19 protein-coding genes are annotated in these 25,779 nt (G+C 73.2%); 8 read left to right on the top strand and 11 right to left on the bottom strand.

The window, feature by feature from the left end; translation table 11 throughout:
• Positions 1 to 7: 7 nt before the first annotated feature.
• A complete protein-coding gene (locus tag ACZ4XX_RS13285; RefSeq protein ID WP_468508041.1) occupies positions 8 to 1,597 on the top strand; it encodes a glycoside hydrolase family 53 protein in 1,590 nt (529 codons plus the stop codon).
• 61 nt (positions 1,598 to 1,658) lie between these two features.
• On the opposite strand, the gene dgoD is transcribed toward ACZ4XX_RS13285, so the two are convergent.
• The 5 genes from dgoD to ACZ4XX_RS13260 form a co-directional block, all read right to left on the bottom strand.
• Positions 1,659 to 2,804, bottom strand: coding sequence for a galactonate dehydratase (gene dgoD / locus ACZ4XX_RS13280; protein WP_468508040.1), 1,146 nt, complete (start codon positions 2,802 to 2,804; stop codon positions 1,659 to 1,661).
• Positions 2,801 to 3,553 carry an SDR family NAD(P)-dependent oxidoreductase gene (locus ACZ4XX_RS13275; protein WP_468508039.1) on the bottom strand — a complete coding sequence of 251 codons (753 nt, stop codon included), beginning with the start codon at positions 3,551 to 3,553 and terminating at the stop codon, positions 2,801 to 2,803. The genes dgoD and ACZ4XX_RS13275 overlap by 4 nt, the downstream gene beginning before the upstream one ends.
• Before the next feature lie 73 nt (positions 3,554 to 3,626).
• On the bottom strand, positions 3,627 to 4,598 hold the full coding sequence (locus ACZ4XX_RS13270; RefSeq protein WP_468508038.1) for a sugar kinase: 972 nt from the start codon (positions 4,596 to 4,598) through the stop codon (positions 3,627 to 3,629).
• Complete coding sequence (locus tag ACZ4XX_RS13265) at positions 4,595 to 5,338, bottom strand: bifunctional 4-hydroxy-2-oxoglutarate aldolase/2-dehydro-3-deoxy-phosphogluconate aldolase (protein WP_468508037.1); 744 nt, start codon at positions 5,336 to 5,338, stop codon at positions 4,595 to 4,597. Before ACZ4XX_RS13265 ends, ACZ4XX_RS13270 begins: the two co-directional genes overlap by 4 nt.
• 668 nt (positions 5,339 to 6,006) lie before the next feature.
• A complete protein-coding gene (locus tag ACZ4XX_RS13260) occupies positions 6,007 to 6,912 on the bottom strand; it encodes an SMP-30/gluconolactonase/LRE family protein (protein WP_468508036.1) in 906 nt (301 codons plus the stop codon).
• A 159-nt stretch (positions 6,913 to 7,071) separates the two neighbouring features.
• Between ACZ4XX_RS13260 and ACZ4XX_RS13255 the strand changes: the two genes are divergently transcribed.
• The gene (locus ACZ4XX_RS13255) at positions 7,072 to 8,349 is read left to right on the top strand and encodes an ROK family protein (RefSeq protein ID WP_468508035.1); all 1,278 of its coding nucleotides are present in this window, start codon (positions 7,072 to 7,074) and stop codon (positions 8,347 to 8,349) included.
• Between the two features lie 128 nt (positions 8,350 to 8,477).
• Here ACZ4XX_RS13255 and ACZ4XX_RS13250 read toward each other — a convergent pair whose 3' ends face one another.
• Positions 8,478 to 9,248 carry an IclR family transcriptional regulator gene (locus ACZ4XX_RS13250; RefSeq protein ID WP_468508034.1) on the bottom strand — a complete coding sequence of 257 codons (771 nt, stop codon included), beginning with the start codon at positions 9,246 to 9,248 and terminating at the stop codon, positions 8,478 to 8,480.
• Positions 9,249 to 9,543: 295 nt separating this feature from the next.
• On the opposite strand from ACZ4XX_RS13250, the gene ACZ4XX_RS13245 reads away from it, so the two are divergent.
• The 4 genes from ACZ4XX_RS13245 to ACZ4XX_RS13230 all read left to right on the top strand — a co-directional run bounded on the left by ACZ4XX_RS13245 (position 9,544) and on the right by ACZ4XX_RS13230 (position 13,933).
• Positions 9,544 to 10,698, top strand: coding sequence for a mandelate racemase/muconate lactonizing enzyme family protein (locus tag ACZ4XX_RS13245; protein WP_468508033.1), 1,155 nt, complete (start codon positions 9,544 to 9,546; stop codon positions 10,696 to 10,698).
• Entirely contained in the window at positions 10,695 to 11,726 is a 1,032-nt protein-coding gene (locus ACZ4XX_RS13240; protein ID WP_468508032.1) for a zinc-dependent alcohol dehydrogenase, read from the top strand. Before ACZ4XX_RS13245 ends, ACZ4XX_RS13240 begins: the two co-directional genes overlap by 4 nt.
• A gap of 54 nt (positions 11,727 to 11,780) precedes the next feature.
• The gene (locus ACZ4XX_RS13235) at positions 11,781 to 12,770 is read left to right on the top strand and encodes a hypothetical protein (RefSeq protein ID WP_468508031.1); all 990 of its coding nucleotides are present in this window, start codon (positions 11,781 to 11,783) and stop codon (positions 12,768 to 12,770) included.
• Positions 12,771 to 12,898: 128 nt separating this feature from the next.
• Positions 12,899 to 13,933: a LacI family DNA-binding transcriptional regulator gene (locus tag ACZ4XX_RS13230; protein WP_468508030.1), complete on the top strand. Its 1,035-nt coding sequence runs from the start codon at positions 12,899 to 12,901 to the stop codon at positions 13,931 to 13,933.
• On the opposite strand, the gene ACZ4XX_RS13225 is transcribed toward ACZ4XX_RS13230, so the two are convergent.
• Genes ACZ4XX_RS13225 through ACZ4XX_RS13205 form a run of 5 tightly spaced genes read right to left on the bottom strand, consistent with a single transcriptional unit; the run spans position 13,866 to position 21,938 of the window.
• Positions 13,866 to 16,115 (bottom strand): glycosyl hydrolase family 95 catalytic domain-containing protein, encoded by a 2,250-nt coding sequence (locus ACZ4XX_RS13225; protein WP_468508029.1) that lies wholly within the window; start codon positions 16,113 to 16,115, stop codon positions 13,866 to 13,868. The two genes, ACZ4XX_RS13230 and ACZ4XX_RS13225, sit on opposite strands and share 68 nt — an antisense overlap.
• A complete protein-coding gene (locus ACZ4XX_RS13220) occupies positions 16,112 to 18,184 on the bottom strand; it encodes a beta-galactosidase (protein WP_468508028.1) in 2,073 nt (690 codons plus the stop codon). Before ACZ4XX_RS13220 ends, ACZ4XX_RS13225 begins: the two co-directional genes overlap by 4 nt.
• Before the next feature lie 48 nt (positions 18,185 to 18,232).
• Positions 18,233 to 19,189 (bottom strand): carbohydrate ABC transporter permease, encoded by a 957-nt coding sequence (locus ACZ4XX_RS13215; protein WP_468508027.1) that lies wholly within the window; start codon positions 19,187 to 19,189, stop codon positions 18,233 to 18,235.
• Complete coding sequence (locus ACZ4XX_RS13210; RefSeq protein WP_468508026.1) at positions 19,186 to 20,214, bottom strand: ABC transporter permease; 1,029 nt, start codon at positions 20,212 to 20,214, stop codon at positions 19,186 to 19,188. Before ACZ4XX_RS13210 ends, ACZ4XX_RS13215 begins: the two co-directional genes overlap by 4 nt.
• 2 nt (positions 20,215 to 20,216) lie before the next feature.
• A complete protein-coding gene (locus ACZ4XX_RS13205; RefSeq protein ID WP_468508025.1) occupies positions 20,217 to 21,938 on the bottom strand; it encodes an extracellular solute-binding protein in 1,722 nt (573 codons plus the stop codon).
• Between the two features lie 350 nt (positions 21,939 to 22,288).
• Here ACZ4XX_RS13205 and ACZ4XX_RS13200 point away from each other — a divergent pair, with 350 nt between their 5' ends.
• Together ACZ4XX_RS13200 and ACZ4XX_RS13195 are read left to right on the top strand one after the other, a co-directional pair.
• Complete coding sequence (locus ACZ4XX_RS13200) at positions 22,289 to 25,177, top strand: glycoside hydrolase family 3 C-terminal domain-containing protein (RefSeq protein ID WP_468508024.1); 2,889 nt, start codon at positions 22,289 to 22,291, stop codon at positions 25,175 to 25,177.
• A 77-nt stretch (positions 25,178 to 25,254) separates the two neighbouring features.
• Complete coding sequence (locus ACZ4XX_RS13195) at positions 25,255 to 25,779, top strand: hypothetical protein (RefSeq protein WP_468508023.1); 525 nt, start codon at positions 25,255 to 25,257, stop codon at positions 25,777 to 25,779.

Raw genomic sequence — 25,779 nt, 5'->3', positions numbered from 1 at the left:
CTCGACGATGCACCCCACCACCGTCAGAAGCCGCATCCGCCTGCGCGCCGCGGCCGTCGCCGCCGCGCTCGGCGCCCTGCTCCTCGCCCCGCTGCCGGCCGCTCCGCAGGCCGAAGCCGCCGCCACCCTCACGAACGCCGGGTTCGAGAGCGACTCCACCGGGACCGCGACCCCGGCCGGCTGGTCCACCTACTCGGCCGCAGGACAGAACGCCGCCTCGTTCACCGAGGCCGGGGGCCACGGCGGCAGTCACCGCCTGACCCACTGGTCGGCGTCGGCGTACAAGGTCGAGACGTACCAGTACCTCTCCGGGCTCACCGACGGCACGTACACGCTGAGCGCCTGGGTGCGGTCGGGCGGCGGGCAGAACGCCGCCTACCTGGCCCTGCGGAACTGCGGGTCCGCCGAACGGCGCACCGATCTGCCGGTGACCTCGAACGGCGCCTGGATACGTCTGGTCACCCCGGTCGAGGTGACCGGCGGCGCATGCACCGTCAGCATCAACTCGGATGCCAAAGCGGGCAACTGGCTGAACGTCGACGACCTGACGTTCACGGCGGGAACCACCGGGCTCACGGTCAGGGGCGTCGACGTGTCCTCCCTCAGGAAGAGCGAGGATCTCGGCGGGACCTACAGGTCGAGTTCCGGCACCACGGGTGACGCGGTCGCCCTCCTCAAGAACGCGGGCGCCAACTACGGCCGCCTGAAGGTGTGGGTGGACCCGGCCGACGGCTACAACGACAAGGCCCGTGTGCTCGCCACCGCGCAGCGCATCAAGGCCCAGGGCATGAAGCTGCTCGTGGACTTCCACTACTCCGACATCTGGGCCGACCCGGGCGCCCAGACCAAGCCCGCCGCCTGGCAGGGCCACTCGTACACCCAGCTCAAGACGGACGTCTACCACCACACGTACGACGTGCTCAACGCCCTGAAGACGCAGGGCACCACAGCCGACATGGTGCAGATCGGCAACGAGATCAACACCGGCATGCTGTGGCCGGAGGGCTCGACGGGCAACTGGGCCCAGCTGGCGGGACTGCTCGACTCCGGCATCTCCGCGGCCAAGGCGGTCTCGCCGGGCACCCAGATCGCGCTGCACCTCGCGAACGGCGGCGACAACGCCCTCTACCGCACGTGGTTCGACAACGCGACCGCGCAGGGCGTGAAGTACGACGTGATCGCGTTCTCCTTCTACGGCTACTGGCACGGCGCGCTGTCCTCGCTCCAGGCCAACCTCGACGACATCTCGTCCCGTTACGGCAAGAAGGTGATGGTCGCCGAGACCGCGTACCCCTTCCGGCTCGACAGCGAGGACCCCCACGAGAACATCATCGACCTGTCCTCGGAGCTGGTCTCCGGCTATCCGGCGAGCGCGGCCGGCCAGTCGGCCTGGCTGCGGGACGTCATGAACGTCGTCGAGGCGGTCCCGAACGGCCGCGGTCTCGGCGTCTTCTACTGGGAGCCGACCTGGACGGCCGTCACGGGCAACGGCTGGGACCCGGCCGACGCCTCGTCCGGCAACGGCTGGGAGAACCAGGCGCTGTTCGACTACGACGGCAGGCTCCTTCCGGCGGCGAGCCGGCTGGCGCATCGCTGACCCGACCGCACACCGGGAGGGGCGGGCTCGTTCACGAGCCCGCCCCTCCCGCTCGTTCCCGCTACCACTCGGCGAGGGATCCGTCGTCGCGCCGCCAGGCCGGGTTCCGCCAGCGGTGCCCGATCTCGGCGGCCCGCTCGACGGCCTTCTCGTCCACCTCGATCCCGAGACCCGGTCCGGTGGGCAGGGCCACGTGCCCGTCCTCGTAACGGAAGACGGAGGGGTCGACCAGATAGTCGAGCAGGTCGGAACCGGAGTTGTAGTGGATGCCGAGGCTCTGCTCCTGGATCAGCAGGTTCGGCGCGGCGAAGCCGACCTGGAGACAGGAGGCGAGGGCGATCGGGCCCAGCGGGCAGTGCGGGGCGAGGGAGACGTCGTACGCCTCCGCCATCGCGGCGATCCTCCGCACCTCCGAGATGCCGCCGGCGTGCGAGAGGTCGGGCTGCGCGACCGCGATGCCCTGGCCGAGCACCTTCTTGAAGTCCCAGCGGGAGTAGAGGCGTTCGCCGGTCGCGATGGGGATGGAGGTGGAGCGGACGATGTCGCCGATGTGGTCGCTCATCTCGGGGACGACCGGTTCCTCCACGAAGAAGGGGAGGTACGGCTCCAGGAGCGGCAGGACACGGCGGGCCATCGGGGCGGTGAGCCGGCCGTGGAAGTCGATGGCGATGTCGAACTCGTCGCCGACGGCCTCCCGGATCGAGGCGACCCGGTCGACGATGCCGTGGACGGCGGCCGGGGTGTCGATGAGGCGCAGCTGGGCGGAGGCGTTCATCTTGATCGCGGTGAAGCCCTCGTTCTTCCGGGCGACGGCCTCGGAGGCGACCTCGTCGGGCCGGTCGCCGCCGATCCAGCTGTACACGCGCGCGCGGTCGCGGACGTTGCCGCCGAGGAGCTGCCAGACGGGGACGCCGAGGGCCTTGCCGGTGATGTCCCAGAGGGCCTGGTCGATGCCCGCGACGGCGCTGGAGAGGACGGGACCGCCGCGGTAGAAGCCGCCCTTGGTGAGGACCTGCCAGTGGTCCTCGATCCTCATCGGGTCCTGGCCGATCAGGTGGTCGGCAAGCTCGTCGACGGCGGCGGCGACGGTGTGGGCGCGGCCCTCGACGACGGGCTCGCCCCAGCCGGTGATGCCCTCGTCGGTGTCGATGCGCAGGAAGCACCAGCGCGGGGCGACGAGGTACGTACGCAAGGAGGTGATCTTCACTTGGAGTCCTTCTTCACGGTCCAGCCGCCGTCGACGACCAGGTTGGTTCCGGTGATGTAGGCGGCGTCGGCGGAGGCGAGGAACGCGACGGCCGCGGCGACCTCCTCGGGCCTGCCGAGCCGGGCGAGCGCGGTGGCGTCGGCGGAGAGCCTGCGGCCCTCCTCGTCGACGTCGTTCCAGACGTCGGTGAGGATCGGGCCGGGCAGTACGGAGTTGAAGCGGACGTCGGGCCCGTACTCGACGGCGAACTGCCGTACGAGGGCGCACATGCCGCCCTTGGCGGCGGCGTACGCGGGATAGCCGGGCAGGCCGAAGTCGGCGTGCACGCTGGAGGTGGCGACGAGACTGCCGCGCTCGGCGCGCAGGTCGTCGAGGAAGGTACGGGTGGCGAGGTAGAGGGCCCGGAGGTTGACCGCCATCTCCCGGTCCCAGGTGGCGACGGGGAGGTCGTGGGCGGCGGCCGGGGTGTGGGTGAAGGCGTTGCTGTGGAGGATGCCCACGGGGCCGAAGCGGGCGTGGGCCTCGGTGCGGAGAGCGGTCCAGTCCTCCTCTGACGAGACGTCGCAGCGTACGTAGGCCGCTCGGCCGCCGTCGGCGCGGATCGCGGCGGCGACGGCCTCGCCGGCCTCGTCGGCGATGTCGGAGACGAGCACGGCGGCGCCTTCGGCGGCGAGCCGGACGGCGCTGGCGGCGCCGATGCCGGAGGCGGCGCCGGTGACGACGGCGGTCCGGCCGGAGAAACGGTTCATGGGTGTGGTCCCTGGTGTGTCTGTGTCTGTGTCCGTACGGGGGCGGAGGCTCCTGTACGGGGGCGCACGGGGCTCAGCGGCTGATGTCCTGGGCCGCGAGCAGGCCGAGTTCGGCGCGGCGCGGGAGTCCCTCCCAGTCGCCGGGGACGGAGACCGCGAAGGCCCCGGAGAGCGTGGCGAGGTGCAGGCGTTCCTCCACCGGTGCGCCGTCGAGGACGGCGGCGAGGTAGCCGGAGACGAAGGCGTCGCCCGCGCCGACGGGGTCGACCGCGGTGACGGGCACGGCGGGGCGGGTGAGCAGACCGCCGTCGTCCGTGGCCACCAGGGCTCCCCGCGCGCCGAGCTTGAGCACGGCCTGGCCGGGCCCGAGCCGGGTGAGGGCGCGGGCCATCCGCTCCGGCGACTCCTCGGGCACGAAGAGGGCGGCCTCCTCGGGACCGGCGAAGACGACGTCGGCGTGCGGGAGGAGTCGCGCGAGGACCTCGGCGGCCTCGGCGCGGCTCCAGAGGCGTTCGCGGTGGTTGACGTCGAAGGAGACGGTGACCCCGGCGGCGCGTGCGAGGGCCACCGCGCGCTCGACGGCGGCGCGGGCCGATGCGCTCAACGCCGGCGTGATTCCCGTGACATGGAGGATCCGCGCTCCGGTGAGCTGCGCCTCGTCGAGGTCCTCGGGGGCCAGCCGGGAGCCCGCGAGGCCGGCCCGGTAGTAGCCGACGCGGAGCCGGTCGGCGGTGCGGCGCTCGCGGAGCATCAGACCGGTGGGCGCGGCCGGGTCCGTACGGACGGCGGCGACGTCGACGCCCTCGGCGCGGAGTCCGGCGAGGATCATCGCGCCCGCGGCGTCCTCACCGACCCGGCCCGTCCAGGCGGCCGGGTGGCCGAACCGGCTGACGCCGACGGCGACCGTCGCCTCGGCGCCGGCCCAGCCCAGCCGCAGGGGCGCACCTGAGGCGAGCGGCCCCGGCCGCGTCGCGGCGACCACCGCCATGGCCTCGCCGAGGGTGACGAGGGCGGGCGGGTGCGCGGCGCTCATCGGCGCACTCATCGGCGCACTCCGTCGAGCAGGACGGCGGCGCGCTCACCGAGGGCGGCGAGGGATCCTCCCTCGCAGGCGTCGCCGACGAGGGGACCGCCCATGCCGAGGGCGGTGGCGCCCGCGGCCAGATAGGCCGGGGCTTCGGCGACGCCGATGCCGCCGGTCGGGACGAGGGGGACGTACGGCAGCGGGGCCCGGACGGCGCGGAGGTACGCGGGTCCGCCGGTGGCGGCGGGGAAGAGCTTCACCATCGTGGCCCCGGCCCGCCAGGCCGTGAGGATCTCGGTGGCGGTGTAGGCGCCGGGGAGCACGGGGACGCCGAGGCGACCCGCCTCCGCGATGACCTCGATGGCGGTGGTGGGGGTGATGAGGTACGTCGCCCCGGCCTCGACGGCGGCCTGCGCCTCGGCGGGCGTGGTCACGGTCCCGGCGCCGAGCGCGAGCCCGGGCGGGGCGTCGGCGGCGTACTCGCGCAGGGCGTCGAGCACGCCGGGGGTGGTGAGCGTGAACTCGGCGGCGCGGATGCCGGACGCGAGCAGGGTGTCGGTGACTTCGGCGAAACGGGTGGCGGAGGCGGAGCGGAGGATGGCGATGACGGGCGCGGACGCGAGGGCGGCGCGGAGTCCGTGGCCGGATACCTGCGCCTGTGCGCGCGCCTCGGACGGGGCGCTCTCCTCGGGCGGGGCGGCGTCCCCGGGTGCGGTGCGCGGCTCGGGCGGGGGCGTGGCGGCTGCGGGCGGGGTGGTCATGGCTGGGTGCTCCCTTGGGGTACGGGGTGTGGGGGTTCGGGGGGGGTACGGGGTGCGGGGGGTGTACGGGGTGCGGGGCGAGCGACGGGCGGAGGCCGCCGACGGCGCTCCGTGCGAGCGCGCCGGGCCGACAGGCTTGCGGGCGGGTACGGCTGACGGCCCCCACAGGCCGGTGGGCGGGCCGGTGGGCGGGGCAGCGGCGGGGGCGATGCGGTCGGCCGAGGAGGCGGCGATGCGGCAGGCCGAGACGGCGGAGGGCCGGGCGGCCGGAGCAGGAGTCGACCGGACGCCCGGCAAGGGCCGGGCCCCGCAGGCGGGTGGGAGTCACGGTCTGCGGAACACGCGGTCAGGTCTGCGGAGAGAGGGCGGCGGGCTGCGCCGACGGCGCTCCGCCCGCGCGCCCGCCCCCGCGAGTGAGTGCGGGAGCGAGCGAGGGGATCGGTCCGGGCGTTCCTGCAGGGGGGCACCGCGACGCGCACACGCCCGACACCTCGACGACCGCACCTCGACGACCACACCCCCGGCGGTCCCACCCGCGGACCCCCGCGGAGCGGGCTTCGGGCCCGTCGTTCGACCGGCTCGGCCCCGGTCCTGGCCGGTCGGCCCTGGTCATCGCCGGTCGTCGCCGGACGTATCCGGACGTATCCGGCCAGTGCCCTCGGTGCCGGTCAGAGGTCGGCGTACGGGACGCTCGGCAGTCCCCTCCCACCCGGTCGGCAGACGAACAGCCGCCCCGCGTCGGGCTCCTGGCGGCGGCGGGGCCCGGGCAGGCCCTCGGTGGCCGTCGTGATGACCAGGACGTCGAGGTCCGGTCCGGCGAAGGCACAGCTCGTCACGTGGGAGGCGGGCACCTCCACGCGCGCGTGGAGGGCGCCTTCCGGCGTGAAGGCGAGGACTTCGCCGCCGCCCCACACCGCCACCCACACCCGTCCGTCGGCGTCCACCGTGAGCCCGTCCGGCATCCCGCGGTCGAGGACCGCGAACGGCCTGCGGTCGCTCAGGGTGCCCGTGGCCACGTCGTACGCGAAGACGTCGACCCGGCCGGTCGGGCTGTCCGCGTAGTAGAGGAGCGTGCCGTCCGGGCTCCAGCCGAGGCCGTTCGAGATGGTGACCGACTCAAGGAGCGTGGTGAGGCCGTCACCGTCGAGGCGGTAGAGGGCGCCTGCGCCGGGGCTCTCGTCGTACGCCATCGTTCCGGCGAGGAGCCGGCCCGCGGGGTCGACGGCGGCGTCGTTCATGCGGCGGGGCAGGCCGTCCCCGGGCAGGACCGGCGCGGCCAGTTCTACGGCCTCGGCGATCGGGCGGTCCACCTCCAGGCGGAGGACGGCCGTGCCCGCCGCCGCGAGGAGGGCTCCCGATGCGCAGGGCTGGACCGCTCCGACCGGGCGGTCGAAGCGGAGTGTCGAGACGGCGACCAGGTCCGGCCTCGGGTCCTGGTGCGTCAGGGCGGCACGGTGGACGAGGCCGTCGGGTATGTCCACCCAGAGCAGTTCCTGGCGCCGGGCGTCCCAGACGGGCCCCTCGGTCAGGCGTCCGGGCAGGGGGGAGCAGGGCTGGGCCCTGAGGTGCTGCATCTGGCCTCCTCGGTCTCGTGCCAGTGGTGCGACACGAAAAAACTACGGGTTCGTCTAACGGTTGTAAATATCCGGCCCCTGCTTCTTCCAACCCTTTGAATAAGATGCCGCGTACGGGCCGTACGGACGCACGGGCCCTGCGAGCGGAGGACAGCACACATGATCAAGCGGACGTCCCAGGACATTCGCCGTCTCAACCGCTTCGAGGTCCTGCGGCGCTTCTACGCGGGGGCCGGTGCGATGAGCCGTCAGGACCTCGCCGCCGCGACCGGCCTGTCCTTCGCCACCGTGGCCAATCTGACCTCCGAGCTCCTGGAGGCCGGCGTCCTCGTCGAGGCGGGCCACGAGGACTCCAGCGGCGGGCGGCCCCGCGCGCGGCTCGCCGTCAACGCCGACCGGGGCGCGCTGATCGGCATCGACATCGCCGAGACGTCGGTCCACGCCGAGCTCTTCGACCTCGCCCTGGAGGTCCGTCACTCCGTCGAGCGGCCCCTGCCGCCGGGCGACGTCCGACCGGCCGACGTGGTCGAGGAGCTCGCCACGTGCGTCGAGGAGTTGCTGCGCGTCTCCGGGGTGCCCCGCGCGCGCGTGCTCGGGGCCGGCGTCAGCGTGCCCGGCATGGTGGAGCGCGAGGGCGGGGTCTCCTCCTTCTCCCCCTACTGGTCCTGGCACGAGGTGCCGCTCCGCGCCCTGCTCGACGAACGCCTCGGGCTGCCCCTCCGGCTCGACAATCCCCTGCGGGCCAGCACGGTCGCCGAGTTGTGGTTCGGCGCCGGCCGGGAGGTGGACGACCTCGTCGTGCTGACCCTGCGGGCGGGCGTGGGCGCCGGGATCGCGATCGACGGGCAGCTCTACCGGGGCTTCACCAACAGCGCCGGCGAGTGGGGCCACACCTGTCTCGCGATCGACGGCCGGCTCTGCACCTGCGGCAACCGGGGGTGCGTGGAGGCGTACGTCAGCACCCGGGGCATCGCCCGGACCTGGCGCGAGCTCGCCCCCGGCGACGAACGGGCCGCCGGGCCGGACGACGCGGCCACGGTCGCCGCCCTGGCGCGCGCGGCGGCGGAGCAGGACCCGGCGGCCGTCGAGGCCGTCGAGCGGACCGGGCGCCATCTCGGGGCGGCGGTGGCCAATCTGGTCAATCTGCTCAACCCGCGGGCGCTCGTCCTCGGCAACCAGGTCGTCGACCTGCTGGGCGAGCCCCTGCTGACCGCCACGTACGAGGCGGTCACGCGGCACGCGCTGGCATTGCCGCACCGGGCGGCGACCCTGCGGCGCAGCGCGGTGCCGCACAACGCGGTCACCCGGGGCGCGGCCGCCTTCGCCCTGGAGGGCTTCCTCGACGACCGGGAGGTCTTCGGCCCGGTCAGCCGGATGCGCAGGCCACGGGAACGGCGGGAGGACGAACGCTCCGGGCCCTCCGGCACGGAGTCCTGACTCCCGGCGGCACGGACTGGACATCGAGCGGCGGAATCCCGACACCGGGGGACGGTGGCGTGACACCGGGGGGCGGAGCCGCCCCACCGACGTGTCGGGGTCCGGACAGCGTCCGGGCCGTCCGGGGTTCAGCTCGGGGTCCGGTACCCCAGCCGCTCCGCCAGCCGGCTCGCGCCCTTCACGGCCAGCGCCGTGAGTTCGTTCTCGCGGTCCTCGCTCCAGCGGTGCACGGGGACCGAGACGGACAGCGCCGCGACGACCCGACCGGAGCGGTCCCGTACCGGCGCGGCCACACAGCTCACGTCGGGGTTGGACTCCTGCTGTTCGCCCGCGACGCCGAGGATCCGGATCTCGGCGAGCGCGGCGCGCAGCGCGTCCGGGTCGGTGATGCTGCGGGGTGTCATGCCCGCCAGGTCGTACCCGTCGAGGCGCTCCTCGAGCTCGGCCTCCGGGAGGGTCGCGAGGAGCATCTTGCCGACGGCCGTGCAGTGGGCGGGCAGTCGGCGTCCGGCCGCGGAGACCATCCGCACCGCGTGGGTCGAGTCGACCTTCGCGATGTAGATGACGTCCATGTCCTCCAGGACGGCCACGTGCACCGTCTCGCCGCAGGTGTCGGCGACCTCGCGCGCGACCTGGTGGCCCTCGGCTGCGAGGTCGAGCTGCTCGGCGTACCGGCTGCCGAGCTGGTACGTGCGGACGCCGAGCCGGTAGCGGCCGGGCTGTTCCGGCACCGCGACGAGGTAGTTGCGGGCGGTCAGGGTGGTGACCAGCTCGTGCGTCGTCGTGCGCGGCAGTTGGAGCCTGCGGGTGATCTCGGGCGCGGACAGGGTCTCGTCGCCCTCCAGGAAGAGCTCCAGCACGTCGAACGCCCTGGTCACCGCCGGAACGAGTCGTCCCATGGATCCCCCACCTCGCCTCTGCCCGTTCGATATCCCGTACCACGACCGAAATCGCGAACAGAGACTAGCGGCGCTCCCCGCGCCGGGCAACGGGTCGACGGGGATCCCGCCGGAAGCCGGGACGGGTGGACACGCCCCCGTTGACACCCCGGCGAGCCGCTGCCTACCGTCACGCCGATCCACCGAACGATATTCGATATCTCGAACAAGCGGGTGTTCCGGCCACCTTCCCGCACCACGTCGGCGTCAACGCCCACGACCACGTCCACCTCCGCACCCCCGGGGAGCAACCACCATGCGCATCACGGGAATCACCACACACGTCGTCGGCACGCCCTGGCGCAACCTCACCTATGTGCTCGTCCACACCGACGAGGGGCTGACCGGTGTCGGCGAGACCCGGATGCTCGGGCACACCGACGCACTCGTCGGCTACCTCCGCGAGGCCGAGCACAACCACATCGCCGGTTCCGACCCGTTCGCGGTCGAGGACCTCGTACGACGCATGAAGTACGGGGACTTCGGGCGGGCCGGCGAGATCGTCATGTCCGGCATCGCGGTCGTCGAGACGGCCTGCTGGGACATCAAGGGCAAGGCCCTCGGCGTGCCCGTGTGGCAGCTGCTCGGCGGAAAGGTCACCGACCGTGTGAAGGCGTACGCGAACGGCTGGTACACCACCGAGCGCACCCCGGAGGCGTACCACGCGGCGGCGCGCGGGGTCGTGGCGCGCGGCTACCGGGCCTTGAAGATCGACCCGTTCGGGACCGGCCACTACGAGCTGGACGCCGAGCGTTCGCGGGAGGCCGTCGCGCTCATCGAGGCGGTACGGGACGCCGTCGGCCCGGACACCGAGCTGATGGTGGAGATGCACGGCCGCTTCTCCCCCTCGACCGCGGTCCGGCTCGCGCGCGAGCTCGCCCCGTTCCGTCCGGCGTGGCTGGAGGAGCCGGTGCCGCCGGAGAACCTCAAGGCCCTGGCGAAGGTCGCCGAGAAGGTGGACCTGCCGATCGCGACCGGTGAACGGATCCACGACCGGATCGAGTTCAGGGAGCTCTTCGAGTCGCAGGCCGCCGACATCGTGCAGCCCGACGTCGGCCACATCGGCGGCATCCTGGAGGCCAGGAAGCTCGCCGCGACCGCCGAGACCCACTACGTGCTCGTCGCCCCGCACAACGTGGGTGGCTCGGTCCTCACCGCGGCCTCCCTCCAACTCGCGGCCTGCACACCCAACTTCAAGATCCTGGAGCACTTCAACGACTTCGCGGACGCGGAGATCAAGAAGGTCGTGCGCGGCGCGCCCGAGGTCGACCCGGAGACCGGTTGCTTCACGGTGTCCCACGAGCCGGGACTCGGGGTGGAGTTCGACGCGGACGCCGCCGCGGAGTTCCCTCAGCAGCAGGCGCGGTTCGACCTGTGGGCCGAGGGCTGGGAGAGGAGGCAGCCCAAGTGAGCGGCGGTTCCGATGCCTTGAGCCGCGCCGTCCTCGTCGAACGGCCCGGCGCGCACCGGCTGGTCGAGCGGGAGGTTCCGGCGCCCGGCCCCGGTGAGGTCCGGGTGCGGGTCGCCGCCGCCGGGATCTGCCTGAGCGACCGCGAGCTGTACGAGGGCCACCGCGCCCCGGGCTACGTCCGCTACCCGATCGTCCCCGGCCACGAGTGGTCCGGCACGGTGGACGCCGTCGGCGCCGGGGTCGATCCGGCACTCCTGGGCCGGCCGTGCGTGGCCGAGGGCTTCCGGGCCTGCGGCCGCTGCGAGCGCTGCCGGTACGGGGAGACCAGCCTGTGCACCGCCGGATACGCCGAGACAGGCTTCACCGAGCCGGGTGCCTTCGCCGACCACGTCCTCGTGCCCGCCCGGCTCCTGCACCCGCTGCCGGACGGGGTGGACCTCCGGGCGGCCGCGCTGCTCGAACCGGCGGCGGTCGTCGCCGCCGCGGTACGGGCCGGCAGGCCGCGCCCCGGTGAACGGATCGCCGTCGTCGGCGCCGGGACGCTCGGGCTGCTCGCCGTCCAGTGGCTCGCCGCCTCCTCCCCCGCCGAACTGGCGGTCGTGGACCCGCGTGCGGAGCGCGCGGCCCAGGCCTCGGCCTTCGGCGCGAGCCGTGTCCTCACCCCGGCAGAGGCGGACGGCCTGCCCGGCCGCTTCGACCTCGTCGTGGAGACCGCGGGCGCTCCCACGACCGCCGCCTCCTCGTGCCTGCTCGCCCGCCGGGGCGGGCGGGTGGTGCTCACCGGCATGTTCACGGCGGGCGCCGCCGGGATCGACCCGGTCCATCTGTCCGTCAGCCAGCTGGAGATCCGCAGCGTCTTCGGCGCCTCCTCCGCGGCCTGGTCCGACGCCGTCCGCGCGTTCTCCCTTGGCCTTCTCGACCCGAACCCGCTCATCACCCACGAGTTCCCGCTCGACGGGTTCGGCGAGGCCCTCGCCCTGGTGGGCGGCGGCGCCCCGGACACGGGCAAGGTCCTCCTCCGTCCCTGAACCCGCCTCGCGGCCACCCCGTTCCGCGTCCGCCCTCCCCAGCAGAGGATTCCGATGACCACGCGACCGGCCCCCCGACTCCCCGGCGGCGACGCCCTCCGCCGTATCGGCCACCCCGTGCCGGCGGCCGACCCCGCCGACGCCTCCCCGCACTCCTTCCCCGACGGAGGGCTGTGGCGCACCGAGGTCCCCTCCGTCGAGAGCCCCGAGGCGCTCGGCGTCGTCCTCGCGGAGAGCGAGCGGCTCGGCGTCCCCGTCCACCGGGTCAGCCAGGGCAGCGGCGTCTGGATGCTCACGGACGCCGAGATCGCCGAGATGGTCTCCGCCTGCGCCGAACGTGCCGTGGAGCTCTGCCTGTTCACCGGTCCGCGCGGCACATGGGACACCGGGGCCGCCACCCGTACCGACTCGGGCGGCGCGGGCCTGCGCACCCGCGGCCACGACGGGCTCGCGGGATGCGTCGAAGACGCCCTGCGCGCCGCCGCGTCGGGCGTCCGGTGTCTTCTCGTCGCCGACGAGGGGGTGCTGTGGACGCTCCACCGGCTGCGCGCGGCGGGGACGCTGCCCGCCGACACCACGTTCAAGGTGTCCGCGCTGATCGGGCCGGTCAACCCCGCCTCGTACGCGGTCCACGAGCGGCTCGGGGCCGATTCCCTGAACGTGCCGTCCGACCTGACGCTCGACCATCTCACCGAGATCCGGCGGGTCAGCCGGGCGCCGATGGACCTGTACGTCGAGGCCCCGGACGACCTCGGCGGTTACGTCCGGATGTACGAGGCGGCCGAGTTGATACGGCGGGGCGCGCCGCTGTACCTGAAGTTCGGGCTGAGCCGGGCGGCCGGGATCTACCCGTACGGGGCCCACCTGCGGGATCTCGCCCTGGCCACGGCGCGGGAGCGGGTCCGTCGCGGCCGGCTCGTCCTGGATCTGCTCGCCCGGCACGGGGCGGACGGCGGGATGTCCCCGCTCGGTTCCCGGCACCCGGGGGAACTCCGGCGCTTCGCCTCGGACATGCCGTTCGTCGAAGCGCTTCGATCTTCTTGACCCACTTCTCTGGACACGTCAACACACCCGCGTTACCGTCTCGCTGAGCCGTCGAAGCGATCGTTCGAGTGACATCGTCGAAGCGATTCACGTCGCCTCACCTCAGTCACGGCCCGCGGGGAGAACGGATGGTCACGCTTGCCGAGGTCGCCCGGCACGCCGGAGTGTCGGCCAGCACGGTGAGCTATGTCCTCAGCGGCAAGCGTCCCATCTCGGACCCCACCCGGCGGCGGGTGCGAGCCAGCATCGAGCAGCTCGGGTACCAGCCGCACGCGGGCGCCCGCGCGCTCGCCAGCAGCCGTTCGCGGATCATCGCCCTGATGGTCCCGCTGCGTACCGACATGTACGTGCCGGTGATGCTGGAGATCGCGGTCGCCGTCGCCACGACCGCCCGCGCGCACGGCTATGACGTGCTGCTGCTCACCGGCGAGGAAGGCCCGTCGGCGCTGCGCCGCGTGACCGGCAGCGGGCTCGCCGAGGCGGTGATCCTGATGGACGTCCAGCTCGACGACGAGCGGCTGCCCCTGCTGCGTGTGGCGGGCCCTCCCGCCGTCCTGGTCGGGCTGCCGGCCGACCCCGCGGGGCTGGACTGCGTCGATCTGGACTTCGCGGCGGCCGGGGCGCTGTGTGTGGAGCATCTGGCGGACCTCGGGCACCGGGAGATCGCGGTCATCGGCGAGTCGCCGGGGGTCTACGCGAGGCATACGGGCTTCGCCGAGCGCACCCTGCGCGGGCTGCGCGACCGGGCGGCCGAGCGCGGGGTCCGGCTGCTGCACCGACCGTGCGAGGGCGGCCATGACGCCGTGGCGGGGGTGCTCGCCAGGATCTTCGACGAGCGGCCCGGGGTCAGCGCGTTCGTCGTGCAGAACGAGACGGCGGTCGAGCCGCTGCTCGCGCTGCTGCGGCGGACCGGCCGGGCCGTGCCGGAGGACGTGTCGGTGGTCGCGGTCTGCGCCGACCAGATCGCCGCCCAGGCCTCGGTGCCGCTCAGCTCGGTGGCGATCCCCGCGCAGGAGCTGGGCCGCAGGGCGGTGGAACGCCTCGTCGCAGGCCTCTCCCGTCCGGAGGAGGTCGACCCGGCCGGGGTCGACCTGCTCACGCCGGCGCTGACCGTGCGGGACAGCTCGGGCCCCCCTCCGCCCCGGGCCGGGTTCGGGAACTGACGATCCGCTCCTCGCCGGCGCGCAGGACGAGCCGGGTCGCCCCGGCCGGGGTCCGTACGTCGATCTCGGCGTCCCGGTCCGGGCGGAGGACGGCCCGGTACGTCCCCGGTGACCACGTCAGGTCGACGCGGGCCCCGAACCGGGTCCGCACTCCGGTGAGCCGGCCGCTCGGGCACCGGGCGGGCGGCGCGGGGAGCAGCACGAGCCGCTCGGGCGTGGACTGCACGAGGGTCTCGACGAGGAGCGCGGGCAGGGCGTGGGCGGCGTCGGCGTTGTACACGTCGCGGGCCGGGTAGTGCGCGCTCATGAGGGAGTCGTGGAAGTGGTCGCCGGTGAGCACGCGCGCCAGGGCGTTCTCCGTGCGGGTCGCGTCGCGCAGCCGGGCGGCCACCAGGCCGCGATGGAGGTGTCCGTGGGCCGAGTCGTTCTCGCTGCCGCGGAGTTCGAGGGCGCGCCCGGCCGCGGCGGCGAGCTCGGGGGTGTCGTACGGGTTGATCTCGTCCAGTGGCCAGACGGGGTAGAGGTGGCTGAGGTGCCGGTGGTCGTAGCGGTCGCCGAGCCCCGGCCAGGCCCACTCGGCGAGTGCGCCCTCGTCGTTGATCCGGTAGGGCGGGAGGAGGTCCGCGAGCGCGCGCAGCCGCGTGGCGTCGGCGTGGGGCGCGCGGTCGGCCGCGGCGCGCAGGGCGTGCCGGGCGGCGGCGATGTCCATGGTGGCGTTGACGGCGCCCCAGCTCCCTCCGCGCGGCCGGTTCTCGGGGGAGTACGAGGGGACGACGACGATGCGGCCGTCGGGTCCGGTCCGGGTGAGGAAGTCCTCGTAGAAGAGAGCGAGTTCGGCGAGGAGGGTGGTGGTCGTCGGATCGCGCGTTCCGCTCGTCTCCTCGTGGTCGAGCAGCGGCTTGAGGAGCCAGTCGGCGCCCGCCGTCCACAGATGGAGGGGGTACTCGCGGCTGAAGTGGTACGTGTGCCCCGAGACGCCGTCGGTGTGGGTGGGGGCGACGATGCCCCGGGTGCCGAAGATCGCCCGGGCGTTGTCCCTCCAGTCGGGCGCCTGTCCGCGGATGAGGTCGGCGTGGGCCCTCGTCACCTCCGGCAGGTCGGCCGCGGCGGCGGAGGCCGTCTGGAGGTTCAGGTTGGCGTTGGTGGTGAAGGCCCCGGACCAGGCCGTGTTCCAGTCCCCGGTCCAGAGGCCGGTGAGCCGGGGCGGATGCGAACCCGCGGAGGAGAGCAGGTGGTAGCGGCCTGCCGCGAAGAGGCGTTCCAGGAGGGCGGGGCTTTCGGGGCGGCGCAGGAGGGCTGAGCCGGGGAGGGCGCGCTCGGTGGCGTCGGCGCCGAGGTCGAGCGAGACCCGCCGGTAGGCGGCGCCGTGCAGGGCGGTGTGGCGGGTGAGCAGCCGGGCGTGGAGGGCGGCGGGGTCGAGGCCGTCGGTCAGGGACCGCAGGTCCTCCGTCTCCCGGGCCGGGTCGGACTCCTCGGCGTGGCGCCGCACCCTGGTGAGGAGGAGCAGCTGCCCCGCTCCTTCGACCCGGACGCCGCCGGATGTGACCGTGGTGCGTCCGGTGTCGATGAGCAGGAGGGTGGTGCCGGTGTAGCCGAGTGGGCTGTCCGGGTACCGGGCCCTCAGGGTGAGGACGGTCTCCCGGCGTGCGGTGGCGACGCCCCGGCCCGCGCCGAGTTCGGCGGGGACGCCGGGGAGCCGGTGGTCGAGGTCGATGTCCGTCACGGGACCGGGCGCGGTGACGTACTGGACGATGACGTCGTCGGCGCGTGAGACGAAGACCTCGCTGCGGCGTTCCCCGCACTGCCCGGTGACCACCCCGGTGGTGAAGTCCACGGCCCGGTGGACGGGGAGGGCGCGGGCGTTCCCCCGTCCGCGCACCCGGGTCTGGAAGCCGGGGTGGAACGGCTGGACCCAGCGGAGCGGGCGCCCGTCCGTGAACCGTTCGGCGGCCGTCGCGTCCCCGGCGAGCAGGGCGTCCTGGAGGGCGGGGAGCGCTGCCGCGAGCCGGGGCGGGGCGGTGTCGGCGGGTGCGTTGTTCGGCCGTACGAGGGTGTGGTGGGTGACGATCACCCGGTCGTCCTCGGGGTCGCCGAGGACCAGGGCGCCGTGCCTGCCGTTGCCGGCGAGAAAGGCGTCCTCCCAGCGCGCAGCGGGCGCGGGTTCCCAGGTTCCGTGGATCACGGTCGCTCCCCCGGCGCGGGACCGTGCTCCGGTCCCCGCTCCTCCGGTGTCCCCGCGCCCCAGGGCTCGGGGGCCGCCGCTCCGGACACCTCCAGGACCGCCACCCCGTACCTCTCCAGCGTCAGCGCCCCCTCGGCCTCGGTCCCGGTGAGCAGGTCGCGGTGGCGGCCGGGGAGCGTGACCGTGACCGGGTCGCGGCCGTGGTGGAGGAGGAACAGCAGCTCGCCGCGGCGGACGGCCTCGACGCCCGCCGGCAGGCCGTCGACGACGGGGCGCACCCCGGCCTCCTCGGCCACGGCCGCCAGGAGCCGGCTCAGGGCGGCCGGCTCGGGGAGGGTCGAGAGGTAGCGGGCGCGGCCGTTGCGCAGCACGGCGGGCAGGCCGTCGAGCTCTCCTCCCCGGTAGGCGGCGACCGTCTCGGCGCCGGGGGCGGCGGTGAGCTCCTCGGACCAGAGGGTCCCCCGGAAGGTGCCGCAGTCGACGTGTTCGTCCTCGTCGAGCGGCCACCACTCCTGGAGCAGCCCGATGCCGAGGAGCTCCCGGAGGCGGGCGTCCATGCCGCCGGGGCGGACCCGGTCGTCCTGGTCGGCGATGCCGGTGAGGAAGCCGCAGACGAGGGTGCCGCCGCCGCGCACGTACGCGACGAGGTTGTCGATCGCGGTGTCGTCGAGGAGGTAGAGGTGCGGGACGAGGACGAGCCGGTGGCCGCTCAGGTCGTGGCGGGGGTGGGCGAAGGAGGCGGGGAGGTGGGCGTCCCAGAGGGCCCGGTGCCAGGCGTGGACGATCTCGGCGTGGTCGACGCGGCGGGAGAGCGCCCCTTCCTGGGCGCCGGCCCACCATGAGTTCCAGTCGTGGAGGACGGCGATGTCGGTGGTGACCCGGCTGCCCGCGACCCGGGGGCCGAGCCGGGCGAGGTCCTCGCCGATGCGGACGGTCTCCTGGAAGACGCGCCCCCGTTCGCCCGCGTGGCCGAGCATTCCGGAGTGGAACTTCTCCGCTCCCTGGCGGGACTGGCGCCACTGGAAGTAGCAGACGGCGTCCGCTCCGTGGGCGACGGTCTGGAGGGCCCAGAGGCGGTTGAGTCCGTACGGCTTGGGGTGGTTGACGCCCCGCCAGTTGACGGCGCCCGCTGCCTGTTCCATGACCATCCACGGCCGGCCGCCCGCCTGGGAGCGGGTCAGGTCGCCGATCATCGCGTTGTACGCGCCGGAGCCCGGGTCTCTCGGGTCGGGGTAGACGTCGACGGAGACGAGGTCCTCCTCGGCCGCCCACGCCCAGCCGTCCTGCCCCGACCAGAACGGCATGAAGTTGGTGGTCACGGGGAGGTGCGGGGTGTGGCGGCGGACGATGTCGCGTTCGGCGCGGTAGCAGTCGAGCAGCTGGTCGGAGGTGAAGCGCCGGAAGTCGAGGACGTGCGCGGGGTTCTTCAGGTAGTGCGCCCGCCGGGGCGGCAGGACCTCGGCCCAGTCGCCGTACCGCTGGCTCCAGAAGTCGGTGCCCCAGGCGGTGTTGAGCGCATCGAGGGTGTCGTACCGGTTCCGGAGCCACCGGCGGAAGGTGCGGGCGGCCTCGTCGCCCCAGTCGTAGGTGCAGTACTCGTTGTTGATGTGCCACATCGTGAGCGCCGGATGGTCGGCGTAGCGGCCCGCGAGGTCCTCGGTGATCGCCGCCGCGTACTGCCGGTAGGCGTCGCTGGAGTGGGAGAAGTGCTGGCGTGAGCCCCACCCTTCGGTGCGGCCGTCCTCGTCGTGGGGCAGCGTCTCGGGGTGGAGGCGTCCCATCCAGGGTGGCGGCGAGGAGGTGGGGGTGGCGAGGACGACGCCGATGCCGTGGGCGTGCGTCAGGTCCATGAGGCGGTCGAGCCAGTCGAACTCCCTTTTCCCCGGGGTGGGTTCGATGCGCGACCAGGAGAAGACGCCGAGGGTGACGGAGGTGACCCCGGCGCGGCGCATGAGCCGGACGTCCTCGGTCCAGGTCTCCTCGGGCCACTGCTCGGGGTTCCAGTCACCTCCGTAGAGGATCCGGGGCGGGCGGCCGGGCGGCCGGGTCACGTCGTCGAGGCTCGGCATCCGGCTCTCCGTGAGAAGGGGGGAGGGTGGGGTGGTGCGTTCGGTGGGTCAGCCCTTGACGGCGCCGGTGAGCATGCCCTTCCTGAAGTGCTTCTGGACGAAGGGCGAGAGGACGGCGACGGGCAGCAGGGCCAGGACCATGACGGCCATCTGCACGGCGAGTCCGGAGAGGTTGCCCGCCTTGACGGCCTGGCCGAGGCCGACGGGGATCTCCTGCTTCTGCGCGAGCTGGATGAGGACGTTCTGCAGCGGCATCATGTTCTGGTCGCTGAGGTAGATGGAGGCGTTGAACCAGGCGCTCCAGTAGCCGACCGCGTAGAAGAGGGTGATGACGGCGATGACCGCTCTCGACAGCGGCATCACGATCTGCCAGAGGATGCGCAGGTCCCCCGCTCCGTCGATGCGGGCGCTGTCGACGAGTTCGGGTGAGACGCCCATGAAGAAGCCCCGCAGGACGAGGATGTTGAAGACGCTGACGGCGCTGGGGAGGATCAGCGCGAGATAGGTGTCGGTGAGGCCGAGGGTCTGCACGAGGAGGTACGTGGGGATCAGGCCGGCGCCGAAGAACATGGTGGCCATCAGGGTGAGCAGGATGAAGCGGTGACCGAGCGAGCCGGGCCGGGAGAGTCCGTACGCGCAGAGGATCGACACGGCCATCGAGAAGGCCGTGCCGGTCACGGTCACCAGGACGCTGACGACGGCGGCGCGGGTGACCTGGCCGCCGCTCAGGAGCTCCTGGTAGGCGATGAAGGTGATGTCCCTGGGGACGACCACGAGGCCGCCGGTCTCCGTGATCGTCTTCTTGGACGAGAGGCTGGTGACCACCACGATCCACAGCGGGACGAGGACGGCGAGGCAGGCGAGGACGAGGACGGCGCCCTTGGCGGCGAGGCCGGCCCGGCCGGGCGGTTCCTCCCAGACGGGCCGGGCGGGCGCCGCCCATCGGGACGGGGCGGGACGCCGGGTCGCCGGCGGCCGCCGGGCCGCTTCCGCGTTCTGGGTCACTTGCGGTACACCCCCTGCTCGCCCATGAGATGGGCGGTCTTGTTCGCCGAGAGGACCAGCACGAGGCCGACCACTCCCTTGACCAGTCCGGCGGCGGCCGCGTAACTGAAGTCCTGGCTGCGCAGTCCGGTCCACCACACGAAGGTGTCGAGGACCTCGGCGGCGCCCGGGCCGACGGCGTCGCGCTGGAGCAGCAGCTGTTCGAAGCCGACGGTCAGCGCGTCGCCGACGCGGAGGACGAGCAGCAGCGCGATGACGGGGCGCAGCGCGGGCAGGGTGACGTGCCACATGCGCCGCCATCGCCCGGCCCCGTCCATCGCGGCGGCCTCGTACAGGTCCTGGTTGACGGCGGCGAGCGCGGCGAGGAAGACGATGACGCCCCAGCCGGCGTCCTTCCAGACGCCCTCGGCGGTGACGAGGAACTTGAAGACCGCCGGGTCGGTCATGAGGTCGAAGCCCTCGTGGCCGTGCTGCCTGAGGGTCTGCGCGATGATGCCGGCGCCGCCGAGGATCTGCTGGAAGACCGTGATGACGAGGACCCACGAGAAGAAGTGCGGCAGGTAGAGGATCGCCTGGACGAGCGCCCTCACCCGGGGTCGCAGGATGCTGTTGACGAGCAGGGCGAGCGCGATGGGCACCGGGAAGAACAGCACGAGCTGGAGCAGGAAGAGGACGAGGGTGTTCTCGACGGCGTGCCAGAACCCCGGGTCGGAGAAGACCCGTTCGAACTGGGCGAGGCCGACCCACGGGCTCTCCAGCATGGCGGTGACGCCGTTGGTCGAGACGTACGGGTCGTAGTCCTGGAAGGCGACCACGTTTCCCAGGATCGGGACGTAGTTGAAGACGACGACGAGGACGAGCGCCGGGACCGTCATCAGGAGCAGGGTCCGGTCGCGGCGGAGCCGCCGGCCGAGCGGGACGTGCCCGGCCGTACGGCTTCGCCGCGGGTCCCGGCGGCCTCGTGGCGCCCGGCCGGTGGCGGCCGGCGCGGCCGGCTCCGCCGTCTTGGTGTCGAGCGTGCTCACGGTCAGCTCGCCGCGGATCCGTTGGCGTCGAGGAGCTTCCTGTACCAGTCGCGGAGCTCGTCGCCGCCCTTGGTCTTCCACTCGGAGACGGCCTGCTGCATGTCGGAGATCTTCTTTCGGCCGCGGACGATGTCCTTCTCCAGCTGCTCGAAGTCGTTCATGAGGCCGGTCCACCGGGACGGCTCGGTGACGGTCATGCCGTAGAAGGAGGACTTGGAGGTGACGGCGCCCATCCGCTGCTGCCACTCGATCATGGCCCGGGTGACCTCGGGGGTGTCGGGGTGGGCGATGTAGGGGGCGGGGCTGGCGACGAACATCCAGGAGCTGCTGACCTCCTGGTTGCCCTTGTCGGTCTTGACCGGGAGGCCGTCCTTGACGGTGTGGTGGACGCCCTCGACGCCGTAGTCGGTGAGCATCCGTTCCTTGGTGCCGTAGGGGGCGGCGGTGAAGTCGGCGACGGCCAGGGCGTCCTCGATCACCGCCTTGGAGCTGCCCTTCCGGATGAAGGCCCAGATGTTGGCGGGGTTGGTGGCCCAGAGCTTGGGGAGTCCGCCGGCGTGGCCGGGGATGTCCATGGCGGCCATCGCGAACGACGGGTTCTGCCCGGTCTGTTCGGAGGTCTTGGCGTACCAGTGGGAGAGGTCGTTGTTGTAGATCAGGCACTGGCCGGCGGTGAAGCGGTTGCCGGTGTCGCCCTGGTTCTGGGTCTTCTCGTCGGGGTGGACGACTCCGGCGTCGAAGAGCTTGCGGGTCCATTCGAGCGCTTCGAGGTACTCGGGGGTCTCGATGCGGTTGGTGAGCTTGCCGTCGACGAGGTTCCAGCCGAGCGCCTTGTCGCTGCCGGACAGGACGCCGAACATGTTGTACGCGGTCCAGGTCATGTCGCCGCAGGCCCACACCTTCGCCTTGGCGCTGGTGATCTCCTTGGCGAGGGCGAGGAACTCGTCGGCGCTCTTGGGGAGTTGCCAGCCCTTCGCGTCGAAGAGGTCCTTGCGGTAGAAGGGCGCGAGGTTGGTGACGTAGGAGGCGGGCATGGGCAGGCCGCGCAGCTTGCCGCCGAAGAGGGAGCGCTGCCAGGCGTCGGTGGGGATCGCCGCGAGGTTCGGGTACGCCTTGACCTTGTCGCCCGAGAGGTACGGGCCGAGGTCCTCGAACTTGGCATCGACGGCGCTGGGTATCTTGCCGCCCAGGTTCCAGCCGGGGACGACGACCACGTCGGGGATCTCGCTGGAGGCGAGGACGGCGCCGAGCTTCTGGTCGTAGACGTTGCCGTCCTGGTTCTGCCAGGTGGCCCGGACGCCGATGGCCTCGTTCATGGCCTTGTAGTACGGGTTGTCGGGGGCGGGCGGCGGTCCCCAGAACGGGGCCATGATCGTGAGGGCGCCGCCCTTGCCCCGCTTCCCAGGGACGGAGGCCTTGAGTTCGGAGCCGGGGATGGCGCGGGTGAACCCGGCCGCCGAGCCGTTCTTCGGCGCGATGTCGGGGGCGACGACGGTGCTGGCGGCGAACGCGGGGAGGAGCTTGGCCGCGTCCTTGCCGGTGGTGGTGCCGTCCTTCTTCCCGTTGTCCGAGCCGCCGCCGCAGGCCGTGAGCAGCGGCGCGCCGCCGGCGACCACGGCGGCGGCGACGGCGGTGGAGGCGAGGAAGCCCCTGCGGCTCTGCCCGGAGTCGCTCCGGCTCGGGGTGGTTCTCCGGGAGCCCGTGGAGACGGCGTTCGGCGTCATTGCGTCAACCCTTCATGGCACGCGCCAGGACATACGGCGACCGCGGGGGTGCCGGCCGGCTGCGGTGGAGGTGGTGCGGGCGGGGCGGTCCCCCGGGCGCTCTCGACGATCGAGAGTCGAAGCGCTTCGATATTGCTGCGAGGTTAAGTGAACGTCACAGGCGCGGCAAGAGTCGTCACCGAGAATCTCAGCGGATTCCGCGTCTGTGCCGTTCCGTCCAAGTGGGTTGGTGTGAAAGGAGGATGGCGGTGGACCACGGCTTGACACCCACTCCTCCCGCACGGAGCATCGAAGCGCTTCGAAAGCCCAGCCTTCCCGGCATCCACGCCCCCTCTGCAAGGGACTCGCACGTGACCGCACACCGGCCGCCCTTCCGTGACCCGGCGCTCCCCCTCGCCCGCCGGGTCGACGACCTGCTCGACCGGCTCACCGCCGACGAACGCCTCCGACTCCTCCACCAGTTCACCCCGGGGTCCGACGGCGTCGGCCTCGCCGCCTTCCGCACCGGCCAGGAGGCCCTGCACGGTGTCGCCTGGATGGGACCGGCGACCGTGTTCCCGCAGTCCGTGGGCCTCGGAGCGACCTGGCACCCGGAGTTGGTGCGCCGGGTCGGCGAGGCGGTCTCCCGTGAGGCGCGCGCGATGCGCGCCAAGGACGACCGGGTCGGGCTCAACGTGTGGGCACCGACGGTGAATCTGCTGCGCAACCCGCTGTGGGGGCGCGGCGAGGAGGGCTACGCCGAGGACCCGGCGCTGACCGCCGCGATCGCCACCGCGTACACCCGGGGCCTGCGCGGCGACCATCCCGTGTACTGGCGGACGGCGCCCGTCCTCAAGCACTGGCTGGCGCACAACAACGAGACGGCCAGGGACACCTCCTCCGCGTCGGTACGCCCCCGGGTGCTGCACGAGTACGACCTTCGGGCCTTCCGGGGCCCCGTCGAGGCGGGCGCGGTGGCCGGGGTGATGCCCGCGTACAACCTCGTCAACGGCCGGCCCAACCACCTCTCCCCGTACATCGAGGAGGAGCTGCGCACCTGGACGGATCAGGAACTGCTGGTCTGCTCGGACGCGGGCGCGCCCTCCAACCTGGCTGACTCGCAGGGCTACTTCGCGACGCACGAGGAGGCGGTGGCGGCGTCGCTGCGCGCCGGGGTCGACTCCTTCACCGACCACGGCACGGACAGTTCCGTGATCCTCGGGCGGCTGCGACGGGCCCTGGAGGCGGGACTCGTCGACCAGGAGGACGTGGACCGGGCGGTACGGCGTCAGCTGACCGTGCGGTTCCGGCTCGGCGAGTTCGACCCGGACCTCGACCCGTACGCGGCCGAGGCCCGCTTCGACACCCCCGAGCACCGGGACCTGGCCCGCGAGGCGGCGGAGGCGGCGGTCGTCCTGCTGCGCAACGAGCCCCTGGGGTCGGGCGGCCCGCTGCTGCCCCTCGCGGACGACGGGCGCCGGATCGCCGTGGTCGGGCTGCTCGGCGACGCCTGCAAACTGGACTGGTACAGCGGCTCGCTGATCCACCGCTCCTCCCCGCTGGACGGACTGCGGGAGAGGTTCGGCGAGGACCGGGTGACCTTCGCCGAGGGCGTGGACCTGATACGGCTGCGGACCGCGTCCGGCGCAGCGCTGCGGGTGCCCGAGAGCGACGGCGCGGGCGACGGCGCGGGCGACGGCACGGCCGGGGGTACGGAGGGCGCACTCGATCCGGCGCTGCTCGCCGGCCGTACCGACCTGCCGCCGCTCATCGCCGACGCGGAGGGCTCGGAACTCGCCCTGGTCGACTGGGGCGAAGGGGTGCTGACCCTGCGCGCCCCCGACGGCCGCCATCTGTCGGTCGCCGAGGACGGATTCGTCCGGGCCTCGGCGGACGAGCCCGGGGGCTGGGTCGTCCACGAGACCTTCCGGCTCGAACCCCATGAGGGGCATGCGCACGGGCACCTCCTTCTGCACCTCGGAACGGGTGGCTACGTCTCTGTCGCCGCCGACGGCGTGAAGGTTGCCGCCGACCGGGAATCCGCCGAACCCTTCACGGTGGAGGTGGTCGAGCGGGGCGAGGAGGCGGTCGCGAGGGCCGCCGCCGGGGCGGACACGGTGATCGTCGTCGCGGGGAACGACCCGCACATCAACGGCCGCGAGACGGAGGACCGGACGACGCTCGCCCTCCCGGCCCACCAGGAGCGGCTGTGGCGGGCCGCGCACGCGGCGAACCGGCGGACCGCACTCGTCCTGGTCTCCTCCTACCCGTACGCGGTCACGGAGGCCGCCGCCGCGCTCCCGGCCCTGCTGTGGACCGCGCACGGCGGGCAGGCGGCGGGCACGGCGCTCGCCCGGGTGCTCGCCGGCGACGTCTCCCCCGCGGGCCGGCTCCCCCAGACCTGGTACGCGGCCGACGCGGACCTGCCGGACCTCCTCGACTACGACGTCATCGGCGGCCGGCAGACCTATCTGTACTTCGACGGCGCGCCGCTGTTCCCGTTCGGACACGGCCTGTCGTACACGACGTTCTCCTACCAGGAGCTGACGGCGACCGTGGACGGGGAGACGGTACGGGTCTCCTGCACGGTCACCAACACGGGTGCCGTCGCCGCCGACGAGGTCGTCCAGCTGTACGGGCGGGCCGTCGCGCCCTCCGTGCCGCGCCCGCACCGCGAGCTCGTCGCCCACGAGCGGGTGTCACTCGCACCGGGCGCGTCCGCCTCCCTCGCCTTCGAGGTGCCGCTCACGGTGCTGGGCCACTGGGACGTGACCCACGGCCGGTGGACGGTGGAGCCGGGGGCGTACGAACTCCACGCGGGCGCGTCCAGTGCCGACATCCGGCGTACCGTCCGCGTCGAGGTGACGGGCGAGGCGCCCGGACCGCGCCCGGTCCTGGTGGAGGGTCTCGCCGCGGCCGACTACGACGAGCAGTCCGGGACGGTGATCGTGGACCGCACGAAGACCGCCGGCGACGCGGTGACGCCGGCGGACCCGGGCGTGCCAGGCGCCCTGCTCTACCGTGCGTGCGACGTCGGCGACGGCATCAGGGAGATCACCGTGACGGCCTCGGGGACGGGCGAGGTGACGTTCTTCGCGGCTGACGGGACGACCGCCCTGGCCGCCGTCACCGTGGGACCGACGGACGGTCCGTACGCCTATGCCGCCGTGGGGGCGGCCTGCCACGTGCGGGACGTGACGGACCTCCGCGTCGAGCTGCGCGGGCCGGTGCGGCTGGCGCACGTCGCCTTCTCCGGTTGAGGTCCGCTTCCGGTGCCGGGTCCTGGATCATGCGCGGGTTAGGGTCGCCCTGCACATGACACCAGGGAGGGCTCCACATGATCGACAAGACGTCCGTACGACGCGCCGCGCTGGTCGTCGCCGCTCTCGCGGCCCTGACCGTCTCCTGCGGCACGACCCCCGAGCCCGACCGTCCGGCGGCGGGCCCGGGGGCTGCGGCCACGACCGGGACGCCCGAGGCGGCGGCCACCACGACCGAGCCCACCACCGCACCCGATGCGGCCGCCACCCCCACTCCGTCCGGCGACCCCTCCGCCTCCGCCGAGAAGGTCCGTGACGCCTTCGCCGCCCTGCAGGCCACGCTCAACGACTCCTGCGCGAGCGACTGCGCCTACTTCCTCGGCCGGGTCCACAAGGAACTCCATGAACTGGACGGGGCGATGAAGGCCGACCCCAAGGGGCCCGGACACTTCCCCGAGCCGATCCAGAAGATCGCCGAGCTCAACAAGAAGCTGGCCGGGGACAGTTCCTACGAGAACCTGAAGAAGCACGAGAAGCTGCTCATCGGCACCCGCGACTTCATCAACACGTGGATGCAGGGCCACCCGGACGACTACCGCTGA

The sequence above is a fragment of the Streptomyces sp. NPDC029956 genome, assembly GCF_055574655.1.
The sequence above is the reverse complement of the archived record's forward strand: the minus strand, read 5'-3'. Positions and strand labels throughout refer to the sequence as shown.